Here is a 26,117-nt window from a genome sequence, read left to right as displayed (position 1 = left end):
CCGACCCGTCAGAGGTAGTTTCCCGCGACCGGCGCGGGCTTCCACCGGCCGGACGTCGCCACGTCGGCGACCCGGCCGGTCGTGAGGCCGTCGGGGCCGTGCTCCAGGATGGAGCGGCGGGCCACCTCGCGCAGGTCGGCGCCCGTGGCCCCGTCGAGGTAGGACGCGACCAGGTCCACGTCGACGGGGGCGTCCGGCGGCAGGAAGAGCCGCAGGATCTCCGTGCGCCCCGCCTGGTCCGGCGGCGGCACCTCGATGATGGTGTCGAAGCGCCCGGGACGCTTCACGGCCGGGTCAAGAGCGTCCGGGTCGTTCGTGGTGGCGAGGGTCAGCACGTCGTCCGAGCTGCGGGTGCCGTCCAGCGCGTCGAGGAACTCGGCGAACGAGGTGTCGCCGCGCGACCCCTTGGAGGCGACCGAGTCGATCTCCTCCAGCACGACGAGGCACGCCCCGAGGCCGCGGATCTCCTCGTACAGCTCGGTCATCCAGGTGCGCAGCACCTCGGCCGTGACGAGCACCACCGTGAGCGGCCCGGCGAGCTCCGTGGCGATGACCCGCGTGAGCTTCGTCTTGCCGACGCCGGGCCGGCCGGCCAGCAGCAGACCGCGCGAGGTGGTGTGGCCCAGGGCCCGCAGCGCCTCGCGGCGCGTGGTCACGCTGGAGCAGAACAGGTCGACCTCGCGCCACAGCTCGGCGGGCAGCACCACGTCGCCGCGTACCTGGACGGTGTGCCGGACCGGGGTGAGCTCGACGGTGCCGTTCCCGGACCTGGCCGACAGCACCCCGCCGCGGTACGGGTGGTCCGCCTCCAGCGTGCGGGTCAGGTCCGCCAGCACGCGCTCGGCCAGCGCCAGCCCGCCGGGCGGGGTGAAGGCGGTGATCGTGGGCGTCCCGTAGCGGTAGGCCACCTCGACGGCGACGGCCGTGTCGTAGGCGGACCCGGCCGGGAACAGCACCGTGGCGACGGCGGGCACGCTGACCGAGGTGCCGTCGCCGAGGTCGAGCGCGGCGCGCTGTGGTGCTCCGCCGGGGCCGAACACGGCGACGTCGTCGGGGTACCGGTCCACCCAGCGCTGGAGCGCGTAGGCGTGCAGCCGCTGCAGGGTGCGCGACAGGTCGCGGGAGACGTTGACGAGCGTGCTCTCGTCGACGTCCCACCGGCGGGCCAGCCACTCGCCCGACGAGCGGGGCTCCTTGGGGCGGTCCGGGACGGGGCGGCCGAGCATGGCCGCGACGGCGGCGACGGCGCGGCGCGCGGCCTCGTCGTGGTCGCCGAAGTCGGGCCAGACGGGGTCGGGCGCGCCGCGGGGGATCAGGTCGGTCGCGGAGGTGGCGCCGTCGTCGGGCAGGGTGAGGCTCCTCTCGGGGCGGGGATGTGACATGCGGACAGTTATATCCGTCGTCACCGACACGACCGCAAGGATTTCCGCGCACCAGTTGCCCGAACAGTGGTCGCGGGGGGCGTGCCGACGGCATCGGTGTCGGTGGTCCCGCGTAGACTTATGCGCATGACCGAACCTCTCTCCAACCCGCAGGACGACCCCGTGACACAGGGCGCTACGAGCGTCCTCGAGCGCGAGGAGACCCGGGAGGAGACGGAACCGGGAGACCACGAGCGTTTTGCGCACTACGTGCGCAAGGAGAAGATCATGCAGTCCGCCATGAGCGGCAAGCCGGTGATCGCGCTCTGCGGCAAGGTCTGGGTCCCGGGGCGTGACCCGGGCAAGTTCCCGGTGTGTCCCCGGTGCAAGGAGATCTACGACGGTCTCCGCGATCCGCAGGACGGCGGCGAGGGCGACTCCACCAAGTGACGAGCCAGCCGCAGCAGCTGCCCCACACACCGTCGTCTGCGGCCGCTTCGTCGCTCAGCCCTGCCTTTCCACGTCGTGCCCCCTGGGGTACGGCGTCGAGTCTGCGCGCCTGGCAGGCGGAGGCCCTGGAGCAGTACCGCGTGACCAACCCGCGGGACTTCCTGGCCGTCGCCACCCCGGGCGCGGGCAAGACGACGTTCGCGCTCCGCATCGCCACCGAGCTCCTCGAGCAGGGCATCGTCCGGCGGGTCACCGTCGTGGCCCCCACCGAGCACCTGAAGACCCAGTGGGCCGACGCCGCCGCGCGTGTGGGCATCCGCATCGACCCGGCGTTCAAGAACTCGCAGGGCCGGCACGGCTCGCACTACGACGGCGTCGCCCTCACCTACGCACAGGTCGCGGCCAAGCCGGCGCTGCACCGGGCCCGCACGGAGGCGGCGCGCACCCTGGTGATCCTCGACGAGGTGCACCACGGCGGTGACGCCCTGAGCTGGGGCGACGCCGTCCGCGAGGCGTTCGAGGGCGCCGAGCGCCGCCTGGCGCTCACCGGCACCCCGTTCCGCAGCGACACGTCCGCCATCCCGTTCGTCCAGTACGAGGCCGACCGCGAGGGCATCCGCCGCTCCAAGGCCGACTACACGTACGGCTACGGCGAGGCGCTGCGCGACCACGTCGTGCGCCCCGTGCTGTTCCTGTCCTACGCCGGCGACATGCGCTGGCGCACCAAGATGGGCGACGAGGTCAGCGCCCGCCTCGGCGAGGCCATGACCAAGGACATGACCGGGCAGGCCTGGCGCACCGCGCTGGACCCCGAGGGGCAGTGGATCCCGTCGGTGCTCGCGGCCGCGGACAAGCGCCTCACCGAGGTGCGCCGCACGGTGCCCGACGCCGGCGGCCTGGTCATCGCGACCGACCAGGACAACGCGCGCGCCTACGCCACGCACCTGCAGGAGATCACCGGCAAGCGCCCCGTCGTCGTCCTGTCCGACGACGAGGGTGCCTCCGGGCGCATCGAGGAGTACGCGCAGGGCGAGGACCGCTGGATGGTGGCGGTCCGCATGGTGTCGGAGGGCGTGGACGTGCCGCGCCTCGCCGTCGGCGTGTACGCCACCAGCGCCTCGACCCCGCTGTTCTTCGCCCAGGCGATCGGCCGGTTCGTGCGCGCCCGCAAGCGTGGCGAGACGGCGTCGATCTTCCTGCCGAGCGTCGCGCCGCTGCTCAACCTGGCGAACTCGATGGAGCAGGAGCGCGACCACGCGCTCGACCGGCCGCGCACGGCCGAGGAGCAGGGCATCGAGTACGACCCGGAGGCCGCGCTGATCGCGGAGGCCAACAAGGAGGAGAAGGCGTCGAGCGAGCTCCTGGGCTCGTTCCAGGCGCTGGAGGCCCAGGCCACGTTCGACCGCGTCCTGTTCGACGGCGGCGAGTTCGGCACGTCCGCAGACCTCGGCTCCGCGGAGGAGCAGGACTTCCTCGGTCTGCCCGGGCTCCTGGAGCCCGACCAGGTGGCGACGCTGCTGCGGCAGCGCCAGGCCGACCACCTCAAGGCGCGCGGCGGTGCCCCCACCGCGCGCGAGGTGGAGAACGAACGGTCCGAGCAGGAGCACCGCCGCGCGGGCGAGCTGCGCAAGGAGCTGTCCAAGCTCGTCTCGGCGTGGGCCAAGCGCAGCGGGCAGCCGCACGGCGTGATCCACACCGAGCTGCGCCGCAAGTGCGGCGGGCCCGAGGTGCCCCTGGCGACCGCGGACCAGCTGGAGGCGCGCGTGGCCCAGGTCCGGCGCTGGTTCGTCGGTCAGAAGTAGTGGGGAGCGCCACGATCCGCATGGTGAGACAAGACACCGTCAGGGGCCTGTTCATACCGCCCGGGCCAGTTCTCTGGCCTACCGTGAGTCCATGACCGACGAGCTTCGGAGCATCGGCGCTCCGCTCACAGACTCGTGGCCTGCGTACGACAACGGTGTCGGTGAACCGCGGCCGCTCCCCGCAGCACCCCTTCCGGCGGTCCGCCCGTCGGTCGCCCTGCTGACCGACCGCTACGAGCTCACCATGCTCCAGGCGGCGCTCGCCGACGGCACCGCCCACCGGCACTGCGTGTTCGAGGTGTTCACACGGCGCCTGCCCGCGGGCCGCCGCTACGGCGTCCTGGCGGGCACCGGTCGTGTCCTGGAAGCGCTGCCACACTTCGTCTTCGAGGACGCCGAGCTGGCGTACCTCGAGGACAACGGCGTGGTGGACCGCAGGACGCTCGACTACCTCGCGAACTACCGCTTCACGGGGACCATCCAGGGCTACGTCGAGGGCGAGGTGTTCTTCCCCGGTTCGCCAGTGCTGCAGGTCGAGGGGTCGTTCGCCGAGGCCGTGCTGCTGGAGACCCTGATCCTGTCGATCCTGAACTACGACTCGGCGGTGGCCTCGGCGGCCTCCCGCATGACGAGCGCGGCCGGGAGCCGGCCCGTCCTGGAGATGGGCTCCCGCCGGGCGAGCGAGCAGGCCGCCGTCGCGGCGGCCCGGGCCGCCGTCATCGGCGGCTTCGCCGGGACGTCCAACCTCGAGGCCGGCATGCGGTACGGGCTCGACACCATCGGCACCGCCGCGCACGCCTTCACGCTGTTGCACGACAACGAGCGGGAGGCCTTCGAGTCGCAGGTCGCCTCGCTGGGCCCGGGTACCACGCTCCTGGTCGACACCTACGACGTGCGGCAGGGCGTGGCGACCGCCGTCGAGGTGGCGGGGACCGGGCTGGGCGCGGTGCGCCTCGACTCGGGCGACCTCGGGGGACTGGCGGGCGAGGTCCGCCGTCAGCTCGACTCGCTCGGCGCGCGGGACACCAAGATCGTCGTCACCTCCGACCTCGACGAGTACGCCATCGCGTCGCTGGCCGCGGCCCCGGTGGACGTGTACGGCGTCGGCACGTCGCTGGTCACGGGGTCGGGCGCGCCGACCTGCGGCATGGTCTACAAGCTGGTGGCGCGCGCCGACGCGTCGGGCGTGCTGCAGCCGGTGGCCAAGGCGTCGGCCAACAAGGCGTCGGTGGGCGGCCGCAAGGCCGCCGCGCGGCGCTACGGTCGCGACGGGTACGCCGTCGAGGAGATCATGGTGACCGGTCCGGACACCGCGGTGGCGGAGTGGACGCCGCAGAGCGACGACCTGCGGCCGCTGCTCGCGCCGCTGGTCGTGGACGGCGCCGTCGACTCGCGCTGGGTGGGTCCGTACGGCGTCGCGAACGCCGCGATCAACCACGGGATGGTGCGTGCCGAGCTGCCGCGCGGCGCCCGCCGGCTGTCCAAGGGCGACCCGGCGATCCCGACCGTGGACCTCCGGCTCGACGACCTCCGCGACTGAGGTCACAGCCCGGCGACAACTTGGTGGGAATCTCAGACAGGGGTGTCCAGTCCAGGGACGAAACAGCCTAGAGTGAGACCTGTGACAACTTCCCCGCTGCCGCTGCTCACGCCCCTGGGGTCAGCCGGGACGGCGGTCGAGGAGGACACCGAGGAGGCGCTCGCCTCCGGGATCGCCGACCCGTGGGTGACGATCGTCTGGAACGACCCGGTGAACCTGATGTCCTACGTGACGTACGTGTTCGAGAGCTACTTCGGGTACCCACGCGCCAAGGCGGAGCGGCTCATGACGCAGGTGCACAAGAACGGTCGCGCAGTCGTGTCCAGTGGTGGGCGCGAGCGCATGGAGGTGGATGTGCAAGCGATGCACGGGTTCGGGTTGTGGGCGACGCTGCAGGAGTCGGGCGCGCGGGGAGCCGCATGACACCGTTCCGCGCCATGCGGCGGGGCTACGAGGCTCGGTTCGAACCGGTGGAGCGCGTCGTCCTCGCCAAGGTGGCACGCGACGTCTCCGCGATGCTCCGCGAGGAGGCGGGCCTGGACCTGTTCGCCGACGACGACCCGGGGCCGTCGTCGCACCCCGCGCCGGGCAAGGGGCAGGCCTGGGCCAACGGCCTCCTCGCGCCGGACGAGCTGACCGACGCCGACCTGGCCCGGCTCACGGGGGTGACCGGCGTGGGGCGCGTGCCGACGGACCCCGCGGCGCAGCGGCTCCTGCCGGACGCGAGCAAGGACGACGCGGACATCGCCGACGAGTTCCGCCGGCTCACGCAGAACGACGTCGCCCAGGCCAAGGTGGACCGGCTCGAGGCGTTCGCCGCGCTGCTCGACCTGCCGTCGGGCGAGGACGCCCCCGAGCCGCTGGGCCGGCACGGGGCGCCGCCGCCGGTACGGGTGCCGCGGGAGGACGCGGAGCAGTTCGCCGGGGCGCTCACGGACGTGCGGCTGGTGATCGCCGAGCGGCTCGGCCTGAAGACCGACGACCAGGTCATGCAGCTCACCGACGAGATCATGTGGGACCGGCAGGCCGGCCGCGAGATCCCGGTGGCCACCGACGGGCGGGCCGCCCGCCGGTTCTGGTCCGGGGTGTTCGTCGCGGCGGGCTACGCCCAGGAGACCCTCATGGACGTGATGCTCGCGGAGCTGCGCGGACGGCGGCCCCTGGCCTAGCGGGTCCCGTCAGAGCTCGTAGACGGTGCCCGGGACCGCGACGTCCACCGGGCCCGCGTACGAGCCGCGGGCCTCGGCCAGGGAGTCCTCCGGGTCGTTCCACACGGGCAGGTGCGTGAGGAGCAGCCGGCGGGCGCCGGCCTCGGTCGCCACCTGCCCGGCGCGGTGCCCGGTGAGATGGATCCCGCGCTCCACGACGTCGTCGCGCCCCTCCAGGAACGCCGCCTCGCTGAGCAGCAGGTCGGCGTCGCGCGCGAGCTCGACCACGGAGGTGCAGGCGTCGGTGTCGCCCGTGTAGGCGAGCGTCGTCGTGCCGCCGGACGACGACGGTCCGGTGACCCGCACGCCGTACGTCTCGACCGGGTGGTACACCCGGTACGGCTCGATGGTCAGCGGGCCGATCCGGACCAGCTTGTGGTCCGCCCACGACTGGAAGTCGAAGTCGTTCTTCATCGACTCGCCGTCGCTCAGCCCGTAGGACAGGGCGACGTGCCGCTCGGCGGTCGACGGCCCGTAGACGGGCAGGGGCTTGTCCCGGCGCCCGGCCCGCAGCGACCCGTGCTCGGGGTGGTAGCGCAGGTAGACGTAGAGACCCGCGAGGTCCGCGCAGTGGTCGGGGTGCAGGTGCGAGATCGACACCGCGTCGAGCGCGTGGGGGTCGACGTGCTGCTGCAGCGCGCCGAACGCGCCGTTGCCGAGGTCGAGCAGGACGTTCCAGTCGCGCGCCTCGTGGCCGGCCGCGGCCGCCTCCGCCGCGGTGACCTGCACCAGGTACGACGACGCGGGCGTCGCGGGTCCGGGGAACGAGCCGGAGACCCCCAGGGGGATGAGGCGCATCAGACGGCCTCCACGAGGGACACCTCGGGGCCGAGGAACCGGCTGGCAAGCTGCCCGAACGGTGCCGGGTCCCCGGTGGTAAGGAACTTGTGCACCGGGGCGCCGGAGTCGGGGGAGCGCTCCAGGTCGTGCGCCACGAGGGTGCGGTACACGTCCTTCGCGGTCTCGTCGGCGCTGGAGACCAGCGTGACGTCCTCGCCCATGACGTAGGAGATGGCGCCCGCGAGCAGCGGGTAGTGCGTGCAGCCGAGCACGAGCGTGTCGACGCCGGCCGCCTTGACCGGGTCGAGGTACTCGTGCGCGAACTTCTGCACCTCCGGGCCCGACGTGCGGCCCTCCTCGACGAAGCGCACGAACTCGGGGCACGCCTGGCTGGTGATCGTCAGGCCGGGGGTCACGTGGAACGCGTCGTCGTACGCGCGCGACTGCACCGTGGTGCGCGTGCCGATGACGCCGATCCGGCCCGTGCGGGTGGCGGTCACCGCGGCCCGGGCCGCGGGCAGGATCACCTCGACCACGGGGATGCCGTGCCGCTGCTCGTACCGCTCGCGCGCGTCGCGCATCATGGCCGACGACGCCGTGTTGCACGCGATGACCAGCATCTTCACGCCGTCCGCCACGAGCCGGTCCATGGCGTCCAGGGCCATGGCGCGCACGGCCGCGATCGGCTTGGGGCCGTACGGGCTGTTGGCGGTGTCGCCGAGATAGCGGACCTGCTCGTTGGGTAGCTGGTCGAGGATGGCGCGCGCGACCGTGAGGCCGCCGAGGCCGGAGTCGAAGATCCCGATGGGCGCGTCGTTCACGGGGTGAAGCCTAGCGACGACATCGTGTCGGAACCGTTACCGGCGCCACGCGGTGTGCGTGACGCGCGACACGTTCGGGCAGGTCAGCGGCGTGCTTTCCGGAGCACGAAATGATCGCCCCCGCCTACCACCTAGGCTGGGCGCATGACCTCCAGCACCGACGAGATCGTGCGCGCCGACGGGCGCGCCACCGACCAGCTCCGCCCCGTGAAGATCACCCGGGGATGGCTCGACGAGGCCGAGGGTTCGGTGCTCGTGGAGTTCGGGCGCACGCGCGTGCTGTGCGTCGCCTCGTTCACCGAGGGCGTGCCGCGCTGGCGCAAGGGCTCGGGCGAGGGCTGGGTCACCGCGGAGTACGCGATGCTGCCGCGCGCCACCAACGAGCGCAGCCAGCGCGAGTCCGTGAAGGGCAAGATCGGCGGGCGCACGCACGAGATCTCGCGGCTGATCGGCCGCTCGCTGCGCGCCGTCGTCGACATGAGCGCGCTGGGCGAGAACTCGATCGTGCTGGACTGCGACGTCCTGCAGGCCGACGGCGGCACCCGCACCGCTGCGATCACCGGCGCGTACGTGGCCCTCGCCGACGCGATCGCGTGGGGCCGCCGCCACGGGCACGTCAAGGGCGGCAAGCAGGTGCTCGCCGACTCCGTCGCCGCCGTCTCGGTGGGCATCATCGACGGCACCCCGATGCTCGACCTGCCCTACGTGGAGGACGTGCGCGCCGAGACCGACATGAACGTGGTGGTCACGGGCGGCGGCAAGTTCATCGAGGTGCAGGGCACGGCGGAGCACGCGCCGTTCGACCGCGCCGAGCTCGACGCCCTGCTCGACCTCGCGGTGGGCGGCACGGCCGAGCTCGCCAAGATCCAGCAGGACGCGCTCGCGCAGGAGCTGGCATGACGGCCCGGATCGTTCTCGCCACGCACAACGCCAAGAAGGTCCCTGAGCTGCGCGCGATCCTCACCGAGGCGGGCCTGGACCTGCCCGACGGCGAGCTGGTCACCTCGGGCGAGGTGGGCGCGCCGGAGCCCGTGGAGGACGGCGTGACGTTCGCCGAGAACGCCCTCATCAAGGCGCGCGCCGTGTGCGCCGCGACCGGGCTGCCCGCCGTCGCCGACGACTCGGGCCTGGCCGTCGACGTGCTGGGCGGGGCGCCCGGCATCTTCTCGGCGCGCTGGGCCGGCAAGCACGGGGACGACCTCGGCAACCTGGAGCTGCTCCTCGGCCAGCTCGGGGACGTGCGCGCCGAGCACCGCCAGGCCGGCTTCGTGTGCGCGGCCGCGCTGGTCACGCCCGACGGGCGCGAGGAGGTGCGCCTCGGCGAGATGCGCGGCGTGCTCGCCACGGCGCCGCGCGGCGCCAACGGCTTCGGCTACGACCCGATCCTGGTCGTGGACGGGGTCCGGACCGCCGCGGAGCTGTCCGCGGACGAGAAGAACGCGATCTCCCACCGCGGCAAGGCGTTCCGCGCCCTGGCGCCGGTGGTCGTCGAGGTGCTGGGCGCCTAGCTCGCCGCCGCGCGGGCCTGGCCGCGGCGGATCCCCGCGACCAGGCCGCGCCAGCCGAGCATCGTGATCGCCAGGAAGATCGCGGTGACCAGCGCGAACGACCACGCCAGCCCTCCGCCCGTGACGCCGCGCAGCGCCAGGCCGCCGAGCACGGTGACGGCCCAGATGATCACACCGGTGGGCCAGACGCGCGCCGGGTCGCGCCACGCGCGGGACACGGCCCAGCCGATCGCCGCGGCCAGGGCGAAGGGCCACACGACGCGGCCCAGGGCGGCGACCAGCGAGCCGTCGTGCGACGCGATGCCGACGACCGTGAAGACGAGGACGGCGACGGCGTCGGCCACGGCGGCGGGCCAGACGGGAATCGCGCGGGAGATCGGTGCGGGGGTGCTCACGCGTCGAGCGTAGTCCGCTGCCCGCGCCGGACCGCGCCTTGTCGGCTGGCACCAGAGATCGGCGCGTGTCGGAAGAAATTTACATCCCGGACATATGTGGCTCTTGCGGTCGAATCGTCCAGACCGCAGGATCACGCTGGCCGCCGTCTGGCGGCCAGCGTGATCTAGGAGGCAGCATGCGAAGCAACCTCTCCCGTACCTTGCTGGGAGCCGTGGCGGCCCTGGCGCTCGGCGGCAGCGTGGCCGTCGCGTTCGGTGCGCCGTCGCAGGCGAGCGAGAGCGTCAGCGATGTCGCGGTGCACAGCGCGGCGACCAGCCAGGCCGCTCAGGACAGGGTGGCCGAGTACTGGACCCCGAAGCGGATGCGTGACGCCCTGCCCGCCGAGGTGCTGGTGGCCGACAGGGAGAAGTCCTCGGCCGGTGGCACAGTGGCCGCGGGCAAGCCGACCGTCGTCCCGCAGGCGGCGCCCAAGCCGGCACCCTCCGCGGCGTTCGTGGGCGGCTACTACTCGGGCGGCGGTGAGGTGGTCGACACCACGGGCAAGGTGTTCTTCACGCTCGGCGGCGCGAACTACGTCTGCTCGGGCAGTGCCGTGAGCTCCGGCAACAAGGACGTCGTGCTCACCGCCGGTCACTGCGTCAACGAGGGGCCGGGGGCGTTTGCCACGAACTGGGCCTTCGTCCCCGCGTACGACGACGGCGCCCGCCCCTACGGTACGTTCACCGCGCGCCAGCTCACCACCACCACCCAGTGGCAGAACAGCGGCGACTTCGACTACGACGTCGCGTTCGCGGTGCTGAACACGCTGAACGGCGCCCACCTGACCGACGTCGTGGGCGGGCAGTCCATCGGCTTCAACCAGCCGCGTGGCCAGTACATGTACTCGTTCGGCTACCCGGCGGCCAACCCGTACGACGGCTCGGACATCGCGTGGTGCCACGGAACCGTCGTGCAGGACACGTTCGGCGGCAGCTCCGACCAGGGCCTGGACTGTAACCTGACCGGCGGCTCGTCGGGCGGCCCCTGGTTCGTCAACTACACCGAGTCCACCGGCGTGGGCGTGCTCAACTCGGTGAACTCCTTCAAGTACCGGGGCGGCAGCATGCGCAACTACATGTTCGGCCCGTATCTCGGCGACGTCGCCCAGTCGCTGTACAGCTCGGCCTCGTCACTCTGACGCGCTGAGCACGGTCGGGCTCGCGGCGCCTCCGCGCGAGGACGCCGCGGGCCCGGCCTGGCTCGCCGGCCCGCCGACTTCGGGCCCGGCAGCGGTCCCCCGTAGGCTGGGCGGATGCACCTCGTCGCCCAGGACCTCGGTTTCGCCTACCCCGGGCGGCCCGTCATGGACGGGGTCTCCTTCACGGTTTCCCCGGGTGGACGGCTCGGCGTCGTCGGCGAGAACGGCTCGGGCAAGTCCACCCTGCTGCACCTGCTGGCCGGCGACCTGCTGCCGAAGTCGGGCGAGGTGCGCCGGCAGGGCACCGTCGCGCTGGTCGAGCAGGAGCTGCACCCCGCCCCGGGGCAGACCATCGGCGACCTGGTCGCCGGGACGCTCGACGGCCTGCGGAGCGCCGCAGCCGAGCTGGAGGCCGCCGCGGCGGCGTTCGACCACGGTTCCGGCGACCTGGCGGTGCTGGAACGGACGCTCTCGCTCGCGGAGCACCTCGCCGTCTGGGACGCCGACCGCCGCGTCGAGGTGGCCCTCACGCGCCTGGGCGCCCCGCGCGACCCCGCCCGCCGGCTCGACCGGCTCAGCGTGGGGGAGCGGTTCCGGGTCCGGCTCGCCTGCCGCCTCGCGGAGCGCGCCGACCTGCTGCTGCTCGACGAGCCCACCAACCACCTCGACGACTCCGCGATCGAGTTCCTCACGGGCGAGCTCGTCGCGTGGCGCGGCGGCGTGGTGCTCGTGACGCACGACCGCGAGCTGCTCGACGACGTCGCCACCGCCATCCTCGACCTCGACCCGTCGTGGGACGGCAAGCCAGTGCTCTACGGGCAGCCGGGCTACCTGGCCTACCGGTTCGCCAAGAACCAGGCGCTGCACCGGTGGCGCCAGCGCTACCGGGCCGAGCGCAAGCGGGCGGCGACCCTGGCCGAGCGGCTCGACGAGTCCTACGAGGGACTGTCGGACGAGTGGCGCCCGGGCAAGGGCTCGCAGAAGCACCGCCGGGCCACCCGCGCCCGCATCCACGTCAAGGCCGCCGACCGGCTGGTCCAGAAGCTGGAGGCCGAGGCGATCGAGGTGCCCAGGCCGCCCGTCGAGCTGGGGTTCCCCGACCTGCCCGCGATGTCGCCGGGCTGGGACCCCAGCAACCCGGTCGTGGAGGTTCGCTCCCCGCGCGTCGGGGACGACGCCGCCGCCCGGCTCGACCTGCCTGGTACGCGGGTCGCGATCCCGCCGTCGGGCCGGCTGCTCGTGGTGGGGCCGAACGGGACCGGCAAGTCGACGCTGCTCGCGGCGCTCGCCGGCACGCTGGAGCTGGACCGGGGCAGCCGCACGGTCGCGCCGGGCGCCCGCATCGGCGTCGTGGGCCAGGAGAGCGAGGCCATCACCGGAAAGGCGCGCCTGCGGACCGGGTTCGAGACGTACGCCGACGAGGCGCTGCGGCTGCTCGCCTCGAACGAGCTGGACCCCGACCACGTGGTCCCGGTCGCGGGCCTCGGGCTGCTCGGCGAGGAGGACCTGGACCGGCCGCTGGCCGAGCTGTCCGCGGGGCAGCGCCGCAGGTTCGAGCTGGCGCGGGCGCTGCTGCACGCACCGCACCTGCTGCTGCTCGACGAGCCGACGAACCACCTGTCGATCGACCTGGTGGACGAGCTGACCCGGGCCCTCCAGGTCACGCCGTGCGCCGTCGTCGTGGCGACGCACGACCGCCGCATGCGGACCGACCTGGAGGACTGGCCGGTCCTGGACCTGACGCAGGCGGGCTGACTCCCGTTGCGGGGCTGGACGGCGGCGGCCTATCCTGATGCCAGCCCACCGCGCTAAGCGGAGGGAAGTGAGCCCGAGAGCCAGCCGGACGGCTGTGCGCTCGGGCTTCGCGCATCTCAGACGTCGACCACCTTCGTCACCATCTCCTCGCACCGCGGCCGCCATTCGCCGCCACGGGCCCAGGCCCAGGCAATGGCGTCAGGAAGTGCCAGCAGGGGTTCGCTCGCGGCTCGGTCGTGACGGTACAACAGGGTGTCCTCGGAGCGGTGGGCCTTCGTCACGGTTATCAGGACCCTGCGATCCACCTGGATCATGCTGGCGTCGTGCTCGAGGCAGATGGTGGTTCGCGCGTCCCGGATCGCCCCGGTGACGAGCTCCTCGAGACATGCCCTGCGCCGCTCGGCCTCCTTGCGCCGCGGCCGGTCGGCGTCGACGGCCCGGAAGATCGTGGCCTCGACCGGGAGTCGTGAGATGGCTGCGAGGATCTTTCGCCTACGCGAGTCGCTCTCGCGGTGCATGTGCAGTCGCGCCTGGCCCGGCATCGTCAGCGTTCTGATCTCGGCCCGAGCCGCCCTGAGATCAGCGCTGTCGAGCGCGACGGCGACGAGAAGGTAGTCACGAGCCTTGGTCTCGTCGACGAACACGTGCCCGCTCAATCGAGCCTCTCCTTGATCGGTCTGGTGGCGGGCTGTTGCGTATACGCAACGGGAACCGACATCTTCAGGTATCAAGGATCAGGCTAGGTGCACTCCTGGCAGAGCGCTCGTCCAGACGAGTGCCCAAGCCCCCCGAGCGGGAGGTCTTGGGCTGGTGCGGCCCCGGCTCAGGGCAGCCGGCCCACGTGGGCCATCGCCTGCTTGATCAGCATCCCCTGGCCGTTCATCATCTCGGCCTGGACGTCGTCCGCGCAGGCCTCCTCCGGGGTGAGCCAGGCGAGGTCGAGCGCGTTCTGCTGCGGGCGGCAGTCGCCCGTCACGGGCACCACGTAGGCGAGCGAGACGGCGTGCTGGCGCGGGTCGTGGAACGCGGTGATCCCCGGGGTGGGGAAGTACTCGGCGACGGTGAACGGCTGGGGCGACGGCGGCACCTGCGGCAGCGCGACCGGACCGAGGTCCTTCTCGATGTGCCGCAGCAGCGCGTCCCGGAGGCGCTCGTGGTACATGACGCGCCCGGAGACCAGGGCCCGCGTCATCGCGCCCTGCGGGTTCACCCGCAGGAGCAGCCCGACGGCGACCACGTCACCCGAGTCGTCGACCCGGACCGGCACGGCGTCGACGTACACGAGGGGGAGCTGCGCGCGTACGACGGCGAGGTCCTCGTCGGTCATCCAGCCCGACACCGGGGCGGGCTCGCGGTAGAAATCGTCGGCTGGGTAGTCGGCAGTGTCCGTCACGGGTCCGTTCTACCAGTTCGGGCGTTGCGGTGCCTGACCCCGCGCCGCCCGATCGGTGCCGGGATGTGACACGGATCGCCGAACCGCCGCTCCTGGAATAGCAGAGGGTGGGGCTGTGCTTCACCTGGTAGACGCCCAACGAAAGGAAGCGTGACATGGCAACTGTCGATATCACCGACGCCACGTTCGAGAAGACCGTCAGCGACAACGGGATCGTGCTCGTGGACTTCTGGGCCACCTGGTGCCCGCCGTGCAAGATGTTCGGACCTGTCTTCGAGGCCTCCTCGGACAAGAACGACGACATCGTGCACGCCAAGATCGACACCGACGCCAACCCGGGCATCTCGGCCGCGGCACAGGTGACGTCCATCCCCACGCTCATGGCGTTCCGTGACGGCGTGCTCGTGTTCCGCCAGGCGGGCGCGCTGCCGGCCAAGGGCCTCGCCGAGGTCGTCGAAGCCGTGCGCGGGCTCGACATGGACGTGGTTCGCAAGGACCTCGCCGCGCAGCAGCAGAACTGACGCGACGGGCGGGCCTGGCGGCCCGCCCGCGGTGCGGCTACCGGCCGAGCGCCGTCTCGACGGCCCCGACCAGGTCGGCCGGGCTCCGCGTCTCCAGCTTCTCGCCGTCCAGGAAGAACGTCGGGGTGCCGCTGACGCCGAGCGCCCGGCCCTCGTCGAAGTCGCTCTGCACGCGCTCCGCCGTGGCCGGGTCGGCCACGGCGGCGTCGTACCGGTCCAGGTCGAGGCCGAGGTCCTGGGCGAAGCCCCGGAAGACCTCGGCCTGGGAGTCCTGGACCTCGCCCCACTCGGCCTGCGACTCGTACATCCGCTGGTACATGGGCTCCAGCGCGCCCTGCGCCGCGGCGGCCTCGACCGCGACGGCAGCGTTGACCGAGTTGGCGTGCGCGGGGATCGGGAAGTACCGGAGCACGACGGTCAGCTCCTCGCCGTACTGCTCCTTGAGCTGCTCGACGGTGGGGTAGTACGCGCGGCAGGTCTCGCACTCGAAGTCGAGGAACTCGACGAGCACGGCCTGCTCGTCGTCGGCCTGGCTCAGGACGTGGCTGTTCTCGCGCACGACCTGGGCGTCCCCGGGCGGGGCGTCGGGGCGGGAGCTCAGGATGAACCCGACCAGCAGCGCGATCAGGCCGAGCACGCCGACCAGGAGGACGAGCTGCAGTGCGAGTCGGGGCGTGAGACGGCGGGTGGTGCTCGGGCGGCGGGCGGCGGAGCCCCCCTTGGCGGTCGGGCGGTTGGTGGCAGTGCGCTTCGTGGTCACAGGGGTTCCTTCACGGGTAGCAGGGCGTGCCGGCGGCCGGGTCGGGCCCGGCGGTCGGTGGTGGTGGGCGGACGACGGCGTCCGCCGGACGCCCTGCCTACGTGCGGCTGATGCCCCAGAGCATGGGGTCGTGCCCGAGCGCGCGCGCCAGCGTGTGGGCGTGTGGCGCGCGGTTCCCCGCGGTCGCCGGCGCCGGCGCCGCGACCCGGTAGGACGGCGCGCAGAGCGCCGGCTCGGTCCCGGTGCCGAGCGGCACGCGCAGGCTCAGCAGCCCCAGCGTCTCGCCGTGCTGTGACCCGTGGGCCGGGCAGTCGTCCGGTGCGTCATGGTTCGGGGCGTCGCCGTGGTGCTGCACCACGGCGACTGCCGGGGCCGCGCTCGCGGTGGTCGTACCCAGCGTGATCACGCCCACCAGCCCGGCCAGCGCGAGCAGCAGCACGACGAGCACGGACCGCGGGGCGGTCGCGCTCGATCGTGGCCGGGACGAGAGGGTCATGTCGGGGCGATCGTAGACGAACCGCCAGAGCTCCGGGGCTTGACGTGCTGAGGGTGCGCGAGGCGGGACTCGAACCCGCACGTCCGAGGACACCAGGACCTAAACCTGGCGCGGCTGCCAATTACGCCACTCGCGCGCGGCGCTCAGTCTACGGCCAGGTGAGCGTGCAGGTCAGCGGAACGCGGCGAGCCCGGTGAGGTGTCGTCCCAGCACGAGCGTGTGCACCTCGTCCGTGCCCTCGTAGGTGCGCACCGACTCCAGGTTGCTGGCGTGGCGCATCGGCGAGTGGTCGAGCGTGACGCCGTTGCCGCCCAGGATCGTGCGGGCGGTTCGGCAGACCTCGATGGCGATGCGGGCGTTGTTCAGCTTGCCGGCCGAGATCATGTGTCCCTCCAGCCGCCCCGAGTCCTTGAGCCGGCCCAGGCGCAGGGCCATGAGCTGTGCCTTGGTGATCTCCAGTGCCATGTCGACGAGCTTGGCCTGCGTGAGCTGGAAGCCCGCGATCGGCGTGCCGAACTGCTCCCGGCCCTGCGCGTACGCCAGCGCCGCCTCGAACGCGTCCCGGGCCGCGCCCACCGCGCCCCAGACGATCCCGTAGCGGGCCTCGTCGAGGCACGCGAACGGCCCGGCCAGGCCGGGGTGCTCGGGCAGCAGGGCGTCCGCGGGCAGCCGCACGCCCTCCAGCGTGATGTCGCACTGCACGGACGCCCGCATCGAGAGCTTCGGCTCGATGGGGACGGCGGTGAACCCCGGGGTCGACGTCGGCACCACGAATCCCCGCACCCGGTCGCGCTCGCTCCCGTCGTCCTGCGGCTCGCGGACCTTGGCCCAGATGATCGCGACGTCGGCGAACGAGGCCATGCCGATCCAGCGCTTGGCGCCGTCCAGGACCCACTCGCCTCCGGCGTCGCCGCCCTCCGAGCCGGGCTCGAAGCGGGCGCGCGTGGTCATGCTCGCCGGGTCGGAGCCGGCCTCCGGCTCGGTGAGCCCGAAGCAGCCCACGGCCTCGCCCGTCGCCATGCGCGGCAGCCACTGCTGCTTCTGGGCCTCGGAGCCGTGCTTGTGGATCGCGGACATCGCCAGCGAGCCCTGCACGGAGACGAACGTGCGGATGCCGGAGTCGCCGGCCTCCAGCTCCTGCGCCGCCAGGCCGTACTCGACGGCGGACCGCCCGGCGCAGCCGTAGCCGTCCAGGTGCATGCCGAGCACCCCGAGCTCGCCCAGCTCGGGGACGAGCTCGCGCGGGAAGTGGGCGTCGGCGAACCACCCGGCGATGTTCGGGCGGACCCGGCGGTCCACGAACTCCCGCACGCGGGCGCGCGTCGCGAGCTCGGCCTCGCTGAGCTCGGAGTCGACGTCGAGCAGGTCCGCCGGGCCGCCCATCAGGCGTCGAGCCCGAGAACCTTGCGGATGCGGGCCACGTGGCCCGTCGCCTTGACGTTGTAGAACGACTCGGCGACCGTCAGGTCCGGGTTCACCACGACCGTGGAGCGGATCACGCCCACGTACGTCTTGCCGTAGTTCTGCTTCTCGCCCCAGGCGCCGTACGCCTCCAGGGTCGCGTGATCCTCGTCGGAGGCCAGCGGGAACGTCAGCGTCTCGTCCTGCGCGAACTTGGCCAGCTTGGCGACCTTGTCGGGGGAGATGCCGACGACGGCGTAGCCCGCGCCCAGGAGGGACGCCTCCGAGTCGCGGAAGTCGCACGCCTCCTTGGTGCACCCCGGCGTCGCGGCGGCCGGGTAGAAGTACACGATGACGCCCTTGTCGGTGCTCTTCGCCAGGTCGGCGAGGCGGACGGAGGCGCCGTCGGCGGTCGGGAGGGTGAAGTCGGGAGCCTTGTCCCCGGGCTCGAGGCGAGTCGTCATGCCCGTAACGGTAGTCGCCATCGCGGGTCCTCGTGCCCCGTGCGACCGCGGCCTGTGGACAACCCGGATCGCTGGTCGCGTAGCGTTGTCCTGTGAGCACCTCCGCCGTGACCGACTCCGTGACGAAGCCCGGAAACCTCCCGATCCGCATGCTGCACGACCGGCTCCTGGTCGAGCCCGAGACGGACTCGGCGGAACGGCAGTCGACGGCCGGCCTCGTCATCCCGGCGACCGCCGTCGGCCCCAAGCGGCTCGCCTGGGCGACCGTCGTGGCCAAGGGGGAGCACGTGCGTCAGGTCGACGTCGGCGACCGCGTCCTGTTCGACCCGGAGGACCGCGCCGAGGTGGACCTGGCAGGCACGGACTACGTGCTCCTGCGCGAGCGCGACGTGCACGGCGTGGCCGAGAGCGCCGAGGCCGACGGTTCGACGGGGCTTTACCTGTAGGTCCGCGCACCGTGCCCGGCTGTCGTGCAGTTCACAGGGCGGGCCCGCTCGTTCGGTTACCGGTGACGCCCCTGGTCCTGGTAGTGTTTCTCTCCGTTGCGCGCCATTAGCTCAATAGGCAGAGCAGCTGACTCTTAATCAGCGGGTTCGGGGTTCGAGTCCCTGATGGCGCACCAGCACGACGGCTTCGCGGCCCTCTCTCGCCCAGTGGCGGCAGGGTGGATCACGGTCGTTCGTGAGGCGCAGAAATCGGTGCGCCGAGGGTCCCAGTCCCTGGTAATCTTCCCGTCGCAGGCGCCATTAGCTCAATTGGCAGAGCAGCTGACTCTTAATCAGCGGGTTCTAGGTTCAAGTCCTAGATGGCGCACCACAGGACGAAGGCCCCCACCACGGTGGGGGCCTTCGTCGTTCCGGTACGAGGGCGGTCAGAGCAGGTCGACCGGGAACAGCTCGGTCCGCGCCACGACCCGCTCCCGCTCCGCCGTCAGCGCCGTGCGGCGGGGGTCCGCGAGGTACCCGTCGAGCTCCCGCTGCCCGGTGAACCGGTAGAGCTGGACCTCGTGCGGCCGGCCGTCCGCGCCGTCGGACGCAGCGCGCTGCAGCACCGTGCCGCCGTGCCCCGGGACCAGCGCCAGCACCTTGTCCTCGTAGGCCGTGAGGCCCGCCTCCTGGCCGGGCTGCGCCCACAGCAGGCAGCACAGCCGGATCTCGTCGTCGTGGTTCGCCATGGCCCGAGCCTAGAGCGCCGTCCGGCTCTCTCCGGGTACCCACTATTTGTCCGCTTGTTGCCTGCTGCACCTGTTCCGTTCACCCGGCCCGTCCAGGTTTGTCCTCCGGGCGTGCTCGGAGCCGTCCATCTCACGGACCACAGGGAGGACGGCCATGCGGCCAGTCACCAGAAGACAGCGGAGCCGGCAGCAGGCCGGCCTCGTCGCGGCGGTCACGGCGGCCACGCTCGCCATGACGGGCTGGGCGGCGACGTCGTCGTCCGCCGCCCCCGCGGACACCGCCCGGACGGACACCGCCGCGACGGCGACGGCCCCGCACGAGCCGGAGGCCCCGACGTCGGGCGCCCCGATCCTCACTCCGGACGACGGCGAGTTCCTCGAGGGCACCGTGCCCGTCGCGGCCGGGCCCGTCGCCCCCGGGGACGACGTCGCGAGCCTGACCGTCGACGGCGAGGACGTCCCGGGCGCCACGGAGACCCTCGGCACGTCGGTGCTCGGCTACACCGTCGGCACGAACTCGACCGAGGCGCGGTACAAGAACTACGTGTCGGTCAACGGCTCGGAGCCGATCCACCTGCCCGACGCCGTGAGCGAGCGCGTCGAGCTGGAGGTCCCCAACGAGTACCTCGTGACCGGCGAGAACACGGTCGAGGTCGTCGTGGGCACGATCAGCTCCGACTGCGGCATCAACCACGACGACTTCGTGCTGTCGGACTTCACGCTGGAGCCCCTCGGCGAGCTCGCCGACGGCGAGGAGAACGAGTACACGTACTCCTTCGGCGACGGCACCTGCGGCAGCAACACGAGCCTGTTGCTGCGCGCCGAGCTGTCGTTCTTCGTCCAGGGCGACCCGCAGGGCACCACCGGCCTGAGCGCGGACCTCGACACCACGACCCTGACCAACGGCGCGCACACGATCGAGGCCACGACGGCCGCCGGCGACAAGACCGCGCACCGGGTCCGCGTGAACAACGCGCCCGCCGGCGCGCCCCGCCTCTCGCCGGTCGACGGCACCCTCAGCCGCGGCACGGTCACCGTCACGGGCGCCCGCCCCGCGGACGGCGAGGGCGCCACGGCCCAGCTCACGGTCGACGGCGACGCGGTGGAGACCACCGAGACGCTCGGCGCGGGCGACGCGGCCTTCTCGTTCAACGTCGGCTCGAACGCCGTCGACGGCGGGGCCGCCAACCTGCTGGTCGTCAACGGCATCGAGACGCCGATGGGCGGCTCGTACGCGAGCCAGCGCGCCGACATCGCGATCCCCAACGAGTGGCTGCGCCCCGGCGACAACACGGTCAAGGTGGTCACCGGCACGTTCGCGGGCGACTGCAACCGCGACGACTTCACGATCTCGAACCTGGCGCTGACGCCCGCGGCAGGCACCGCCGCCGGCGTCGGGCTCAAGCCCTCGTACGCGATGGGCGACGGCACCTGCGGCTCCAGCGGCACCGCGCTGCGCGAGGTCACGCTGACCTTCACGGTCGACGCCCCCGCGCGCGGCCTGCGCGCCGACGTCGACACCGCCACCCTGCCGGACGGCGAGCACGAGCTCGCGGCGACCTCGACCACGGGGGAGACCGCCACCCGCGCGCTCTTCACCGACAACTCCGGCCCGGTGCTGGTGTCCGCGACCCCCGCGGACGGCGACCGGCTCACCTCCACGGTGCCGCTCGCGGTCGTCGTCGAGGACGCCTCCGGCGTGGTGCAGGGCCCGGACGTCACGCTCGACGGCGCGGAGATCGCCGTGGGCGACCCGGTCGGCCCCGGCCTGACCGCCGGTGCGCACACGCTCGCGGTGTCCGCGACGGACGGCCTCGGCAACGAGGTCACGCACGAGATCGACTTCGTGAGCGCCGGGATCCCGGACGTGCCGGCGGACGTCGCTCCGGCGTCGGGCACCGAGGGTGTGGGGCACACCGCCACGCTGAAGGCGACCGTGGCCGCGCCCGACGGCGGCGACGTCACCGCGCGCTTCTCCGCGGCGGAGATCCTTACCCCGAACCAGGCCTGGCAGGGCAGCACGAGCGCCGTGCCGACCACGCTGGACGTGCGCGGCCAGAAGAAGCTGAGCACCAAGGCGCTGGAGCCGGGCGACGGGAGGTCGGCCACGTCCCCGGCGTCGGGCGACGTGACCTACCAGCGGTTCGACGTGCCGGTCCGCGGCCGCGTCGAGGCGCCGGTGCTGCGCTGGGAGGGCACCGCCGACCCTGCGCGCCTGGTCAGCCTGCGGGCCTGGAACCCGGACACCGACACGTGGGACGTCGTCGCCTCCGCGCGCGGCGCGGTCGAGGGCGGCACCGTGCTGGAGGGCACCGTGTCCCGCGACTACGTGGACCGCGGCACGGTGCACGCGATGGTCACCGGCGAGGACCCGTTCGCCGACGACATCGACGCCGGTGACAAGGACCGGTTCGACGACCCGGACGACTACGACTTCTCGATGGTCCACTACACGGACACCCAGTACCTCACCGAGGGCGCCGTGGAGCAGGAGACGGCCGAGGAGCGTGCCGTCTGGGCGCAGGGTTACACCGGCGTCATGGACTGGATCGTCGACAACGCCGACGAGCGCAAGATCGCCTACGTGGCGCACACCGGCGACATCGTCGAGAACAACATCCGGGCGTTCCCGCCCGAGATGGAGGACCAGGTCATCGGCGAGTTCGAGTTCGCGTCGCAGGCGCAGGCCCGGATCGACGCCGCGGGCATCCCGAACGGCGTGGTCGCGGGCAACCACGACAACCAGTCCGGCACCGACCCGACGCTGTACGACGAGTACTTCGGCCCGGACCGGTACGAGGCGCTGTCCGAGGACTGGACCGACGCGTCCTACGGCGGCGTCATGGAGCCCGGCTCGAACGAGAACCACTACGACCTGTTCTCGGCCGGCGGCCTGGACTTCGTGGTGGTGGGCCTGTCCTACGGCGTGACGCGTGACGAGGCCGAGTGGGCGGCGTCGGTCTTCGACCGGTACTCCGACCGCAACGGCATCCTGCTCACGCACGACTACCTGGAGCCGTCCTCGTCGCCCGACGGGCGCGGCGCCAACTTCGGCGGGTCCGACGGGCCGCTGCTGTACAACCTGCTCGTCAAGGACAACCCGAACGTGTTCATGGTGCTCGCCGGGCACCGGCACGGCGTGGGCACCAACGTGCGCCCGCCCGTGGTCGGGGACATCGGCGGCGGCGTGGTCGAGCTGCTTGCGGACTACCAGTTCTACACGGTGTCCGCGGGCCAGCTCGGGCTCACCGAGATCGGCGGGTACAACCCCGGCGACCAGCTCCAGTTCGGCGCCTCGTTCTTCCGCATGCTGCAGTTCGACGTCGACCGCGGTGAGGTCTCCATCGACACCTACTCGCCGCTGCTGGGCGAGTTCGGCGCCACGGAGTACGACACCGAGCACCGCTACAACGGGCTCGAGGACAACATGGTGCTGCCGGTCGACCTGACCTCCCGCACCACGTCGTTCAGCACCGACTCGGTGGTGCTGTACGACCCGGTGGACGAGATCGGCCGGGACACCGTGGCCTCCGGTGAGGTCGCCTCGGTCCGCTGGTCGGGCCTCAAGCCCGACCGCACGTACGCCTGGTTCGTCACGGCCCGCACCTCCGGGGGCGGCACGACGACGGCGTCGCCGGCGTACTTCACCACGGCGCGGCGTTGAGGCTCGGCCCTCTCCGCGGACGCTCCGTGGCCCTGGCGGGGCTGCTCGCAGTACTGAGCAGCCCCGCCGTGGGGCAGGTCGCCTCGGCGCACGACGCCACCAGTGACGTCTACGCCGAGGTGACCACGGCGCCGTCGTCCTCCGGTCCGGAGGGCGGCGGGCCGGATGTCGTGGCCGTGCTCGACCTCGAGTACGACCTGCTCATGAAGTCCGCCTGGCTGCGGGCCGAGGCGTACGAGGCGACCGGCCGGGACGACCAGCTCGCGCAGCTCGACGAGCACGAGGCCGAGGTGGACGGGTACGTCACCGACCGGTTCGCGGTCACGTACGACGGCGAGCCGTGCGGGCCTTCGCTCTCCGCTGCCGACATCGTCGAGCGGGGGGAGCGGGCCTATGCCTCGCTCACCTACTCCTTCGCCTGCGACGGCGAGCCCGAGGGCGTGCACGAGGTCTCCAGCGCCCTGTTCCCGGACGCCGAGTCGTTCGTGCACTCGACCGAGACGATCATCCGGTACTCGCTCGACGAGGAGGACGGCTCGGCGGTGCTCACCGCGGCGTCGCCCACCCTGACGACGGGGGAGAACCGCCTGCTGAAGCAGGTCGGGGAGTTCTTCGTGCTGGGCGGTGAGCACCTGCTGTTCGGCATCGACCACGTGCTTTTCCTGCTGGCGCTGCTGATCGGGTCGCGCCGGCTGCGCGACGTCGTCCTGACGGCCACGGCGTTCACCGTGGCGCACTCCGTGACGTTCCTGCTCGCGGCCCTCGGCGTCGTGTCGGTGCCGGCGATCGTGGTCGAGCCGGTGATCGCGGCGTCGATCGCTGTCGTGGCGCTGGTGGACCTGGTGCTGATCCGGCGGGGCGGGGCGGGGTCCGGAGGCGGCGCGGCCTCGGGTCTCGTGCGGGACGCCCTGCGCTGGCGGGCCCCTGCGGGGACGCGCGACGAGCACACCGCGTGGGACCGGTGGCGGCTGCCGGTCGTGTTCGTCTTCGGGCTGGTGCACGGCGTCGGGTTCGCGGGCGCGCTCGGGATCGACGCGGCCTGGTCGTGGACCCTGCTGTGGTCGCTGCTGTCGTTCAACGTGGGCATCGAGGCGGTGCAGCTCGGCATCATCGCGGTGGTGTTCCCGCTGCTGGTGCTGCTGCGGGTGCGAGCGCCGCGCACGGCCAGCTGGCTGCTCCTGTCGGCCTGCGCGGCGATCGCGGCGGTGGCCCTGTACTGGGTCGTGGACCGCCTGGCCGGCGCCGGCTAAGGGTGCGCCGACCAGAAGGTCTCGAGCTCCGCGTCGAGGGCCGGGGCGACCTGCATGGGCAGCGAGTGCGTGGTGTCCGGCCAGATCTTGACCTGTGCGTCCGGGATGAGCCGCGCCTTCTCGGCCGCCGCCTCGCCGCCCGCCAGCGACGAGTCGCTCGCGATCGCCACGTACACGGGCATGGCCAGCCCCCTCAGGTCGGCGTCGCTCAGCACGGAGGGGCTGGGCAGCCCCGACGAGCTGTAGCTCTTGGAGCCGACGGCGATCATCCGCGCCAGCGGGTCGTCGGGGTCCACCTCGTCGTCCGACACGCCGCCGATCCGGTTCAGCGCGGACTCGCGCCACGAGTCCGGGAAGAACGGCAGCGACACCGGGATGGTCGTCAGGATGACGGAGAGCGGCATCACGCCCAGCGTCATGACCGGTTCGAGCAGGGTGAGGCTGGCCAGCCGTTCCGGGTGCCGGACGGCGACGGCCGCTGCCAGCCCGCCGCCCTGCGAGTGCCCCACGAGGTGGACCCGGTCGAGGTCCAGCCCGGCCATCGCCTCGTCCACCCAGCGTGCGGAGTCGCCCATGTCGCGCAGCGGGACCGCCTGCTCGGACAGGCCCGTGTCGCCGAGGGTGTCGAAGGCGTAGACGGTCCGGTGCTCGACGAGGTCTGGCAGGTTGTCGCCCCACATCGGGGCCGCGGCGGAGCGGCCCGGCAGCAGGACGACGGGGGTCGCGTCGGGGTTCCCGGGATGCACCCAGGCGTAGGCGCGGACCGTGCCGAAGCTCGTCTCGACGTCGTGCGTCGCGGTGGGCTCGGGCAGGCGGCCCAGGGCGTCGGCGTACGCGTCCTCGTAGGCCTGGCGGGCCTCGGGGGTACGGAAGTGGCCGACGCCGGGGCCGCCCGCGGCGACGAGCAGCACCAGCCCGCTCGTGGACACCGCCGCGACGACGGCCAGCAGGACGGTCGGCCAGCGGCGGCGCTTCGGGCCGGTGGTTGAGGTGCGCATCGGAGGTCCTTCCGGGGCCGGACGGTTTTTACAATACGGTCGCATCGTAACAGGTAACGATGCGACCGCATTGCTATCCTCGTCGTATGCCGAGAGTCGTGGACCATGAGGAGCGTCGCTGGGAGATCGTCTTCGCGCTCTGGCTGGTCATCGCCCAGCACGGGATCGAGGGCGTCAGCCTGCGCCACGTGGCCGCGGAGGCCGGCGTCTCGATGGGGCGCATCCAGCACTACTTCGGCACCAAGGACGCCCTCGTCCTGGCCGGCTGCACCGCCCTGGTCGACCGCGCCCACGGCGGGTACCAGGAGACCGCCGACGCCGCCCCGCGCGAGCGGCTGCTGCACGTCATGACCCAGCAGATCCCGCGGGACGACGCCGGGCGCGTCGGCGTCACCGTCTGGTACGCCTACGTGGCCAAGTCGATCAACGACGCCGCCGTCCGCCAGGTGCTGGCCGAGGCGCGGCGGGGCGCCGAGGACGAGTGCGTCCGGCTGATCGTCGCCGACCGTGGCGCGAGCGACGGGCAGGCGCTGACCCAGGCCCGGCGGCTGCTGGCCCTCGCCGACGGGCTCACGCTGCGGGTGCTGGTCCGAGACCTGGAGCCGGGCGAGGCGGTGGGGATGCTGGAGGCGGAGGTGAGCCGGGCGTGACCGGCCCGGGCGTGTCTCTCAGTCTGAGCGGTCCGGACTGCTGAACAGGTCGCCGAAGGCCTCGTCGGCCTGGCGCGCGACCTCCACGTCCCGTACCAGGCGGGCGCCCCGGTCGACGGGCCCGTCCCAGGCGCGAGGGTCCCGGGCCGGGCCGTCGAGGAGCCCGCGCCGGATCCAGCCCAGGACGAGCTGCGGCCCGGAGGTACCGCTCCGGGCCGCCATGGTGGTGAGCTGGTCGCCGTCGGCGTCGGAGAGGTCGACGACGATCCGTCGCCCGTCGAGCTCCACGCGCGTGCAGGAGCCGCGGTCGGTCATGCGTGGTTCCGATCGGATGGGACTGACGACATGGTCACGACGGTCGGCTGTCGTCCGGTCCCGGGATCGTCGATCTGAGGATCTCGTCGGTGCGCGAGGCGAAGATCGGGTCGCCGCTCGAGACGAGCGGGAGGTCGACTGGTTCGTCCCGCTCGCAGTCACGCGGAAGGGCGGCCTTCTTGTGGGGTCGTGCTCCGGGTGCGATGGCGAGCATGCGTTGCTTCCTGACTCTG

General features: G+C 72.6%; 28 protein-coding genes and 3 tRNA genes. 16 read left to right on the top strand and 15 right to left on the bottom strand.

What is annotated here, in order from left to right:
- Positions 1–8 precede the first annotated feature (8 nt).
- A complete protein-coding gene (locus ACIPN7_RS09245) occupies positions 9–1,382 on the bottom strand; it encodes an AAA family ATPase (protein WP_400540257.1) in 1,374 nt (457 codons plus the stop codon).
- A gap of 126 nt (positions 1,383–1,508) precedes the next feature.
- Here ACIPN7_RS09245 and ACIPN7_RS09240 point away from each other — a divergent pair, with 126 nt between their 5' ends.
- From ACIPN7_RS09240 to ACIPN7_RS09220, 5 genes are all read left to right on the top strand, one after another.
- Positions 1,509–1,811: a DUF3039 domain-containing protein gene (locus ACIPN7_RS09240; RefSeq protein WP_400540255.1), complete on the top strand. Its 303-nt coding sequence runs from the start codon at positions 1,509–1,511 to the stop codon at positions 1,809–1,811.
- Positions 1,808–3,613: a DEAD/DEAH box helicase gene (locus ACIPN7_RS09235; RefSeq protein WP_400540253.1), complete on the top strand. Its 1,806-nt coding sequence runs from the start codon at positions 1,808–1,810 to the stop codon at positions 3,611–3,613. The genes ACIPN7_RS09240 and ACIPN7_RS09235 overlap by 4 nt, the downstream gene beginning before the upstream one ends.
- A gap of 91 nt (positions 3,614–3,704) precedes the next feature.
- Positions 3,705–5,153, top strand: coding sequence for a nicotinate phosphoribosyltransferase (locus ACIPN7_RS09230; protein WP_400540251.1), 1,449 nt, complete (start codon positions 3,705–3,707; stop codon positions 5,151–5,153).
- Between the two features lie 114 nt (positions 5,154–5,267).
- The gene (clpS, locus tag ACIPN7_RS09225) at positions 5,268–5,576 is read left to right on the top strand and encodes an ATP-dependent Clp protease adapter ClpS (RefSeq protein WP_397393825.1); all 309 of its coding nucleotides are present in this window, start codon (positions 5,268–5,270) and stop codon (positions 5,574–5,576) included.
- Entirely contained in the window at positions 5,573–6,322 is a 750-nt protein-coding gene (locus ACIPN7_RS09220; protein ID WP_400540249.1) for a DUF2017 family protein, read from the top strand. Before clpS ends, ACIPN7_RS09220 begins: the two co-directional genes overlap by 4 nt.
- A gap of 9 nt (positions 6,323–6,331) precedes the next feature.
- Here ACIPN7_RS09220 and ACIPN7_RS09215 read toward each other — a convergent pair whose 3' ends face one another.
- Together ACIPN7_RS09215 and murI are read right to left on the bottom strand one after the other, a co-directional pair.
- Positions 6,332–7,159, bottom strand: a complete 828-nt coding sequence (locus tag ACIPN7_RS09215) for an MBL fold metallo-hydrolase (protein ID WP_400540247.1) — start codon at positions 7,157–7,159, stop codon at positions 6,332–6,334.
- A complete protein-coding gene (gene murI / locus ACIPN7_RS09210) occupies positions 7,159–7,962 on the bottom strand; it encodes a glutamate racemase (protein WP_400540245.1) in 804 nt (267 codons plus the stop codon). The genes ACIPN7_RS09215 and murI overlap by 1 nt, the downstream gene beginning before the upstream one ends.
- 144 nt (positions 7,963–8,106) lie before the next feature.
- On the opposite strand from murI, the gene rph reads away from it, so the two are divergent.
- Positions 8,107–8,862, top strand: a complete 756-nt coding sequence (gene rph / locus ACIPN7_RS09205; RefSeq protein WP_400540243.1) for a ribonuclease PH — start codon at positions 8,107–8,109, stop codon at positions 8,860–8,862.
- Positions 8,859–9,470, top strand: a complete 612-nt coding sequence (gene rdgB / locus ACIPN7_RS09200; protein ID WP_400540241.1) for an RdgB/HAM1 family non-canonical purine NTP pyrophosphatase — start codon at positions 8,859–8,861, stop codon at positions 9,468–9,470. Before rph ends, rdgB begins: the two co-directional genes overlap by 4 nt.
- On the opposite strand, the gene ACIPN7_RS09195 is transcribed toward rdgB, so the two are convergent.
- Positions 9,467–9,865 (bottom strand): DUF3054 domain-containing protein, encoded by a 399-nt coding sequence (locus ACIPN7_RS09195; RefSeq protein ID WP_400540239.1) that lies wholly within the window; start codon positions 9,863–9,865, stop codon positions 9,467–9,469. The two genes, rdgB and ACIPN7_RS09195, sit on opposite strands and share 4 nt — an antisense overlap.
- A 176-nt stretch (positions 9,866–10,041) precedes the next feature.
- Here ACIPN7_RS09195 and ACIPN7_RS09190 point away from each other — a divergent pair, with 176 nt between their 5' ends.
- Positions 10,042–11,043: a trypsin-like serine peptidase gene (locus ACIPN7_RS09190; RefSeq protein WP_400540237.1), complete on the top strand. Its 1,002-nt coding sequence runs from the start codon at positions 10,042–10,044 to the stop codon at positions 11,041–11,043.
- Positions 11,044–11,157: 114 nt separating this feature from the next.
- Positions 11,158–12,798: an ATP-binding cassette domain-containing protein gene (locus tag ACIPN7_RS09185; protein WP_400540235.1), complete on the top strand. Its 1,641-nt coding sequence runs from the start codon at positions 11,158–11,160 to the stop codon at positions 12,796–12,798.
- Between the two features lie 116 nt (positions 12,799–12,914).
- Here ACIPN7_RS09185 and ACIPN7_RS09180 read toward each other — a convergent pair whose 3' ends face one another.
- Both ACIPN7_RS09180 and ACIPN7_RS09175 read right to left on the bottom strand, forming a co-directional pair.
- Positions 12,915–13,442: a hypothetical protein gene (locus tag ACIPN7_RS09180; RefSeq protein WP_400540233.1), complete on the bottom strand. Its 528-nt coding sequence runs from the start codon at positions 13,440–13,442 to the stop codon at positions 12,915–12,917.
- Between the two features lie 179 nt (positions 13,443–13,621).
- On the bottom strand, positions 13,622–14,191 hold the full coding sequence (locus tag ACIPN7_RS09175; RefSeq protein WP_182614170.1) for an NUDIX hydrolase family protein: 570 nt from the start codon (positions 14,189–14,191) through the stop codon (positions 13,622–13,624).
- Between the two features lie 155 nt (positions 14,192–14,346).
- Between ACIPN7_RS09175 and trxA the strand changes: the two genes are divergently transcribed.
- Positions 14,347–14,712 (top strand): thioredoxin, encoded by a 366-nt coding sequence (gene trxA, locus ACIPN7_RS09170; RefSeq protein WP_400540231.1) that lies wholly within the window; start codon positions 14,347–14,349, stop codon positions 14,710–14,712.
- Between the two features lie 37 nt (positions 14,713–14,749).
- On the opposite strand, the gene ACIPN7_RS09165 is transcribed toward trxA, so the two are convergent.
- The 5 genes from ACIPN7_RS09165 to bcp all read right to left on the bottom strand — a co-directional run bounded on the left by ACIPN7_RS09165 (position 14,750) and on the right by bcp (position 17,833).
- Positions 14,750–15,349: a DsbA family protein gene (locus ACIPN7_RS09165; protein WP_400540429.1), complete on the bottom strand. Its 600-nt coding sequence runs from the start codon at positions 15,347–15,349 to the stop codon at positions 14,750–14,752.
- A 220-nt stretch (positions 15,350–15,569) separates the two neighbouring features.
- On the bottom strand, positions 15,570–15,968 hold the full coding sequence (locus ACIPN7_RS09160; protein WP_400540229.1) for a hypothetical protein: 399 nt from the start codon (positions 15,966–15,968) through the stop codon (positions 15,570–15,572).
- Between the two features lie 54 nt (positions 15,969–16,022).
- Positions 16,023–16,104: transfer RNA gene (locus ACIPN7_RS09155), tRNA-Leu, on the bottom strand.
- Positions 16,105–16,139: 35 nt separating this feature from the next.
- On the bottom strand, positions 16,140–17,351 hold the full coding sequence (locus ACIPN7_RS09150) for an acyl-CoA dehydrogenase family protein (RefSeq protein WP_400540227.1): 1,212 nt from the start codon (positions 17,349–17,351) through the stop codon (positions 16,140–16,142).
- A complete protein-coding gene (gene bcp / locus ACIPN7_RS09145; RefSeq protein WP_400540225.1) occupies positions 17,351–17,833 on the bottom strand; it encodes a thioredoxin-dependent thiol peroxidase in 483 nt (160 codons plus the stop codon). Before bcp ends, ACIPN7_RS09150 begins: the two co-directional genes overlap by 1 nt.
- Positions 17,834–17,982: 149 nt before the next feature.
- Between bcp and ACIPN7_RS09140 the strand changes: the two genes are divergently transcribed.
- The 3 genes from ACIPN7_RS09140 (at position 17,983) to ACIPN7_RS09130 (ending at position 18,649) form a co-directional block, all read left to right on the top strand.
- Positions 17,983–18,279 (top strand): GroES family chaperonin, encoded by a 297-nt coding sequence (locus ACIPN7_RS09140; protein ID WP_400540427.1) that lies wholly within the window; start codon positions 17,983–17,985, stop codon positions 18,277–18,279.
- Between the two features lie 100 nt (positions 18,280–18,379).
- Positions 18,380–18,455, top strand: a tRNA-Lys gene (locus ACIPN7_RS09135).
- A 118-nt stretch (positions 18,456–18,573) separates the two neighbouring features.
- Positions 18,574–18,649 (top strand) — tRNA-Lys (locus ACIPN7_RS09130).
- A 55-nt stretch (positions 18,650–18,704) separates the two neighbouring features.
- On the opposite strand, the gene ACIPN7_RS09125 is transcribed toward ACIPN7_RS09130, so the two are convergent.
- The gene (locus ACIPN7_RS09125) at positions 18,705–19,007 is read right to left on the bottom strand and encodes a hypothetical protein (protein WP_400540223.1); all 303 of its coding nucleotides are present in this window, start codon (positions 19,005–19,007) and stop codon (positions 18,705–18,707) included.
- Between the two features lie 154 nt (positions 19,008–19,161).
- Here ACIPN7_RS09125 and ACIPN7_RS09120 point away from each other — a divergent pair, with 154 nt between their 5' ends.
- Together ACIPN7_RS09120 and ACIPN7_RS09115 are read left to right on the top strand one after the other, a co-directional pair.
- On the top strand, positions 19,162–22,671 hold the full coding sequence (locus ACIPN7_RS09120) for a hypothetical protein (protein WP_400540221.1): 3,510 nt from the start codon (positions 19,162–19,164) through the stop codon (positions 22,669–22,671).
- Between the two features lie 26 nt (positions 22,672–22,697).
- The gene (locus tag ACIPN7_RS09115) at positions 22,698–23,921 is read left to right on the top strand and encodes a HupE/UreJ family protein (protein WP_400540219.1); all 1,224 of its coding nucleotides are present in this window, start codon (positions 22,698–22,700) and stop codon (positions 23,919–23,921) included.
- Here the strand turns inward: ACIPN7_RS09115 and ACIPN7_RS09110 are convergent.
- Positions 23,918–24,919, bottom strand: coding sequence for an alpha/beta fold hydrolase (locus ACIPN7_RS09110; RefSeq protein WP_400540217.1), 1,002 nt, complete (start codon positions 24,917–24,919; stop codon positions 23,918–23,920). The genes ACIPN7_RS09115 and ACIPN7_RS09110 overlap by 4 nt on opposite strands.
- A gap of 86 nt (positions 24,920–25,005) precedes the next feature.
- Between ACIPN7_RS09110 and ACIPN7_RS09105 the strand changes: the two genes are divergently transcribed.
- Positions 25,006–25,569 carry a TetR/AcrR family transcriptional regulator gene (locus ACIPN7_RS09105; protein ID WP_400540215.1) on the top strand — a complete coding sequence of 188 codons (564 nt, stop codon included), beginning with the start codon at positions 25,006–25,008 and terminating at the stop codon, positions 25,567–25,569.
- Between the two features lie 18 nt (positions 25,570–25,587).
- On the opposite strand, the gene ACIPN7_RS09100 is transcribed toward ACIPN7_RS09105, so the two are convergent.
- Both ACIPN7_RS09100 and ACIPN7_RS09095 read right to left on the bottom strand, forming a co-directional pair.
- A complete protein-coding gene (locus tag ACIPN7_RS09100; RefSeq protein ID WP_400540213.1) occupies positions 25,588–25,884 on the bottom strand; it encodes a hypothetical protein in 297 nt (98 codons plus the stop codon).
- Between the two features lie 34 nt (positions 25,885–25,918).
- Positions 25,919–26,098: a hypothetical protein gene (locus ACIPN7_RS09095; RefSeq protein WP_400540211.1), complete on the bottom strand. Its 180-nt coding sequence runs from the start codon at positions 26,096–26,098 to the stop codon at positions 25,919–25,921.
- Positions 26,099–26,117: the final 19 nt, after the last annotated feature.

Source organism: Promicromonospora sp. NPDC090134, from assembly GCF_044746965.1.
Taxonomy (GTDB): domain Bacteria; phylum Actinomycetota; class Actinomycetes; order Actinomycetales; family Cellulomonadaceae; genus Promicromonospora.
This window is presented reverse-complemented; position numbering and strand designations above follow the sequence as displayed.

What these genes read in the sequence shown, in the direction of transcription:
- ACIPN7_RS09150 (WP_400540227.1), bottom strand. Translation starts at nt 17,351, where the DNA reads ATGGGCGGCCCGGCGGACCTGCTCGACGTCGACTCCGAGCTCAGCGAG.
- ACIPN7_RS09240 (WP_400540255.1), top strand. Translation starts at nt 1,509, where the DNA reads ATGACCGAACCTCTCTCCAACCCGCAGGACGACCCCGTGACACAGGGC.
- ACIPN7_RS09095 (WP_400540211.1), bottom strand. Translation starts at nt 26,098, where the DNA reads ATGCTCGCCATCGCACCCGGAGCACGACCCCACAAGAAGGCCGCCCTT.
- ACIPN7_RS09100 (WP_400540213.1), bottom strand. Translation starts at nt 25,884, where the DNA reads ATGACCGACCGCGGCTCCTGCACGCGCGTGGAGCTCGACGGGCGACGG.
- ACIPN7_RS09125 (WP_400540223.1), bottom strand. Translation starts at nt 19,007, where the DNA reads ATGGCGAACCACGACGACGAGATCCGGCTGTGCTGCCTGCTGTGGGCG.
- ACIPN7_RS09185 (WP_400540235.1), top strand. Translation starts at nt 11,158, where the DNA reads ATGCACCTCGTCGCCCAGGACCTCGGTTTCGCCTACCCCGGGCGGCCC.
- rph (WP_400540243.1), top strand. Translation starts at nt 8,107, where the DNA reads ATGACCTCCAGCACCGACGAGATCGTGCGCGCCGACGGGCGCGCCACC.
- ACIPN7_RS09120 (WP_400540221.1), top strand. Translation starts at nt 19,162, where the DNA reads ATGCGGCCAGTCACCAGAAGACAGCGGAGCCGGCAGCAGGCCGGCCTC.
- bcp (WP_400540225.1), bottom strand. Translation starts at nt 17,833, where the DNA reads ATGACGACTCGCCTCGAGCCCGGGGACAAGGCTCCCGACTTCACCCTC.
- ACIPN7_RS09190 (WP_400540237.1), top strand. Translation starts at nt 10,042, where the DNA reads ATGCGAAGCAACCTCTCCCGTACCTTGCTGGGAGCCGTGGCGGCCCTG.
- ACIPN7_RS09215 (WP_400540247.1), bottom strand. Translation starts at nt 7,159, where the DNA reads ATGCGCCTCATCCCCCTGGGGGTCTCCGGCTCGTTCCCCGGACCCGCG.
- ACIPN7_RS09245 (WP_400540257.1), bottom strand. Translation starts at nt 1,382, where the DNA reads ATGTCACATCCCCGCCCCGAGAGGAGCCTCACCCTGCCCGACGACGGC.
- ACIPN7_RS09105 (WP_400540215.1), top strand. Translation starts at nt 25,006, where the DNA reads ATGCCGAGAGTCGTGGACCATGAGGAGCGTCGCTGGGAGATCGTCTTC.
- ACIPN7_RS09110 (WP_400540217.1), bottom strand. Translation starts at nt 24,919, where the DNA reads ATGCGCACCTCAACCACCGGCCCGAAGCGCCGCCGCTGGCCGACCGTC.
- ACIPN7_RS09220 (WP_400540249.1), top strand. Translation starts at nt 5,573, where the DNA reads ATGACACCGTTCCGCGCCATGCGGCGGGGCTACGAGGCTCGGTTCGAA.
- ACIPN7_RS09230 (WP_400540251.1), top strand. Translation starts at nt 3,705, where the DNA reads ATGACCGACGAGCTTCGGAGCATCGGCGCTCCGCTCACAGACTCGTGG.
- trxA (WP_400540231.1), top strand. Translation starts at nt 14,347, where the DNA reads ATGGCAACTGTCGATATCACCGACGCCACGTTCGAGAAGACCGTCAGC.
- rdgB (WP_400540241.1), top strand. Translation starts at nt 8,859, where the DNA reads ATGACGGCCCGGATCGTTCTCGCCACGCACAACGCCAAGAAGGTCCCT.
- ACIPN7_RS09140 (WP_400540427.1), top strand. Translation starts at nt 17,983, where the DNA reads ATGCTGCACGACCGGCTCCTGGTCGAGCCCGAGACGGACTCGGCGGAA.
- ACIPN7_RS09160 (WP_400540229.1), bottom strand. Translation starts at nt 15,968, where the DNA reads ATGACCCTCTCGTCCCGGCCACGATCGAGCGCGACCGCCCCGCGGTCC.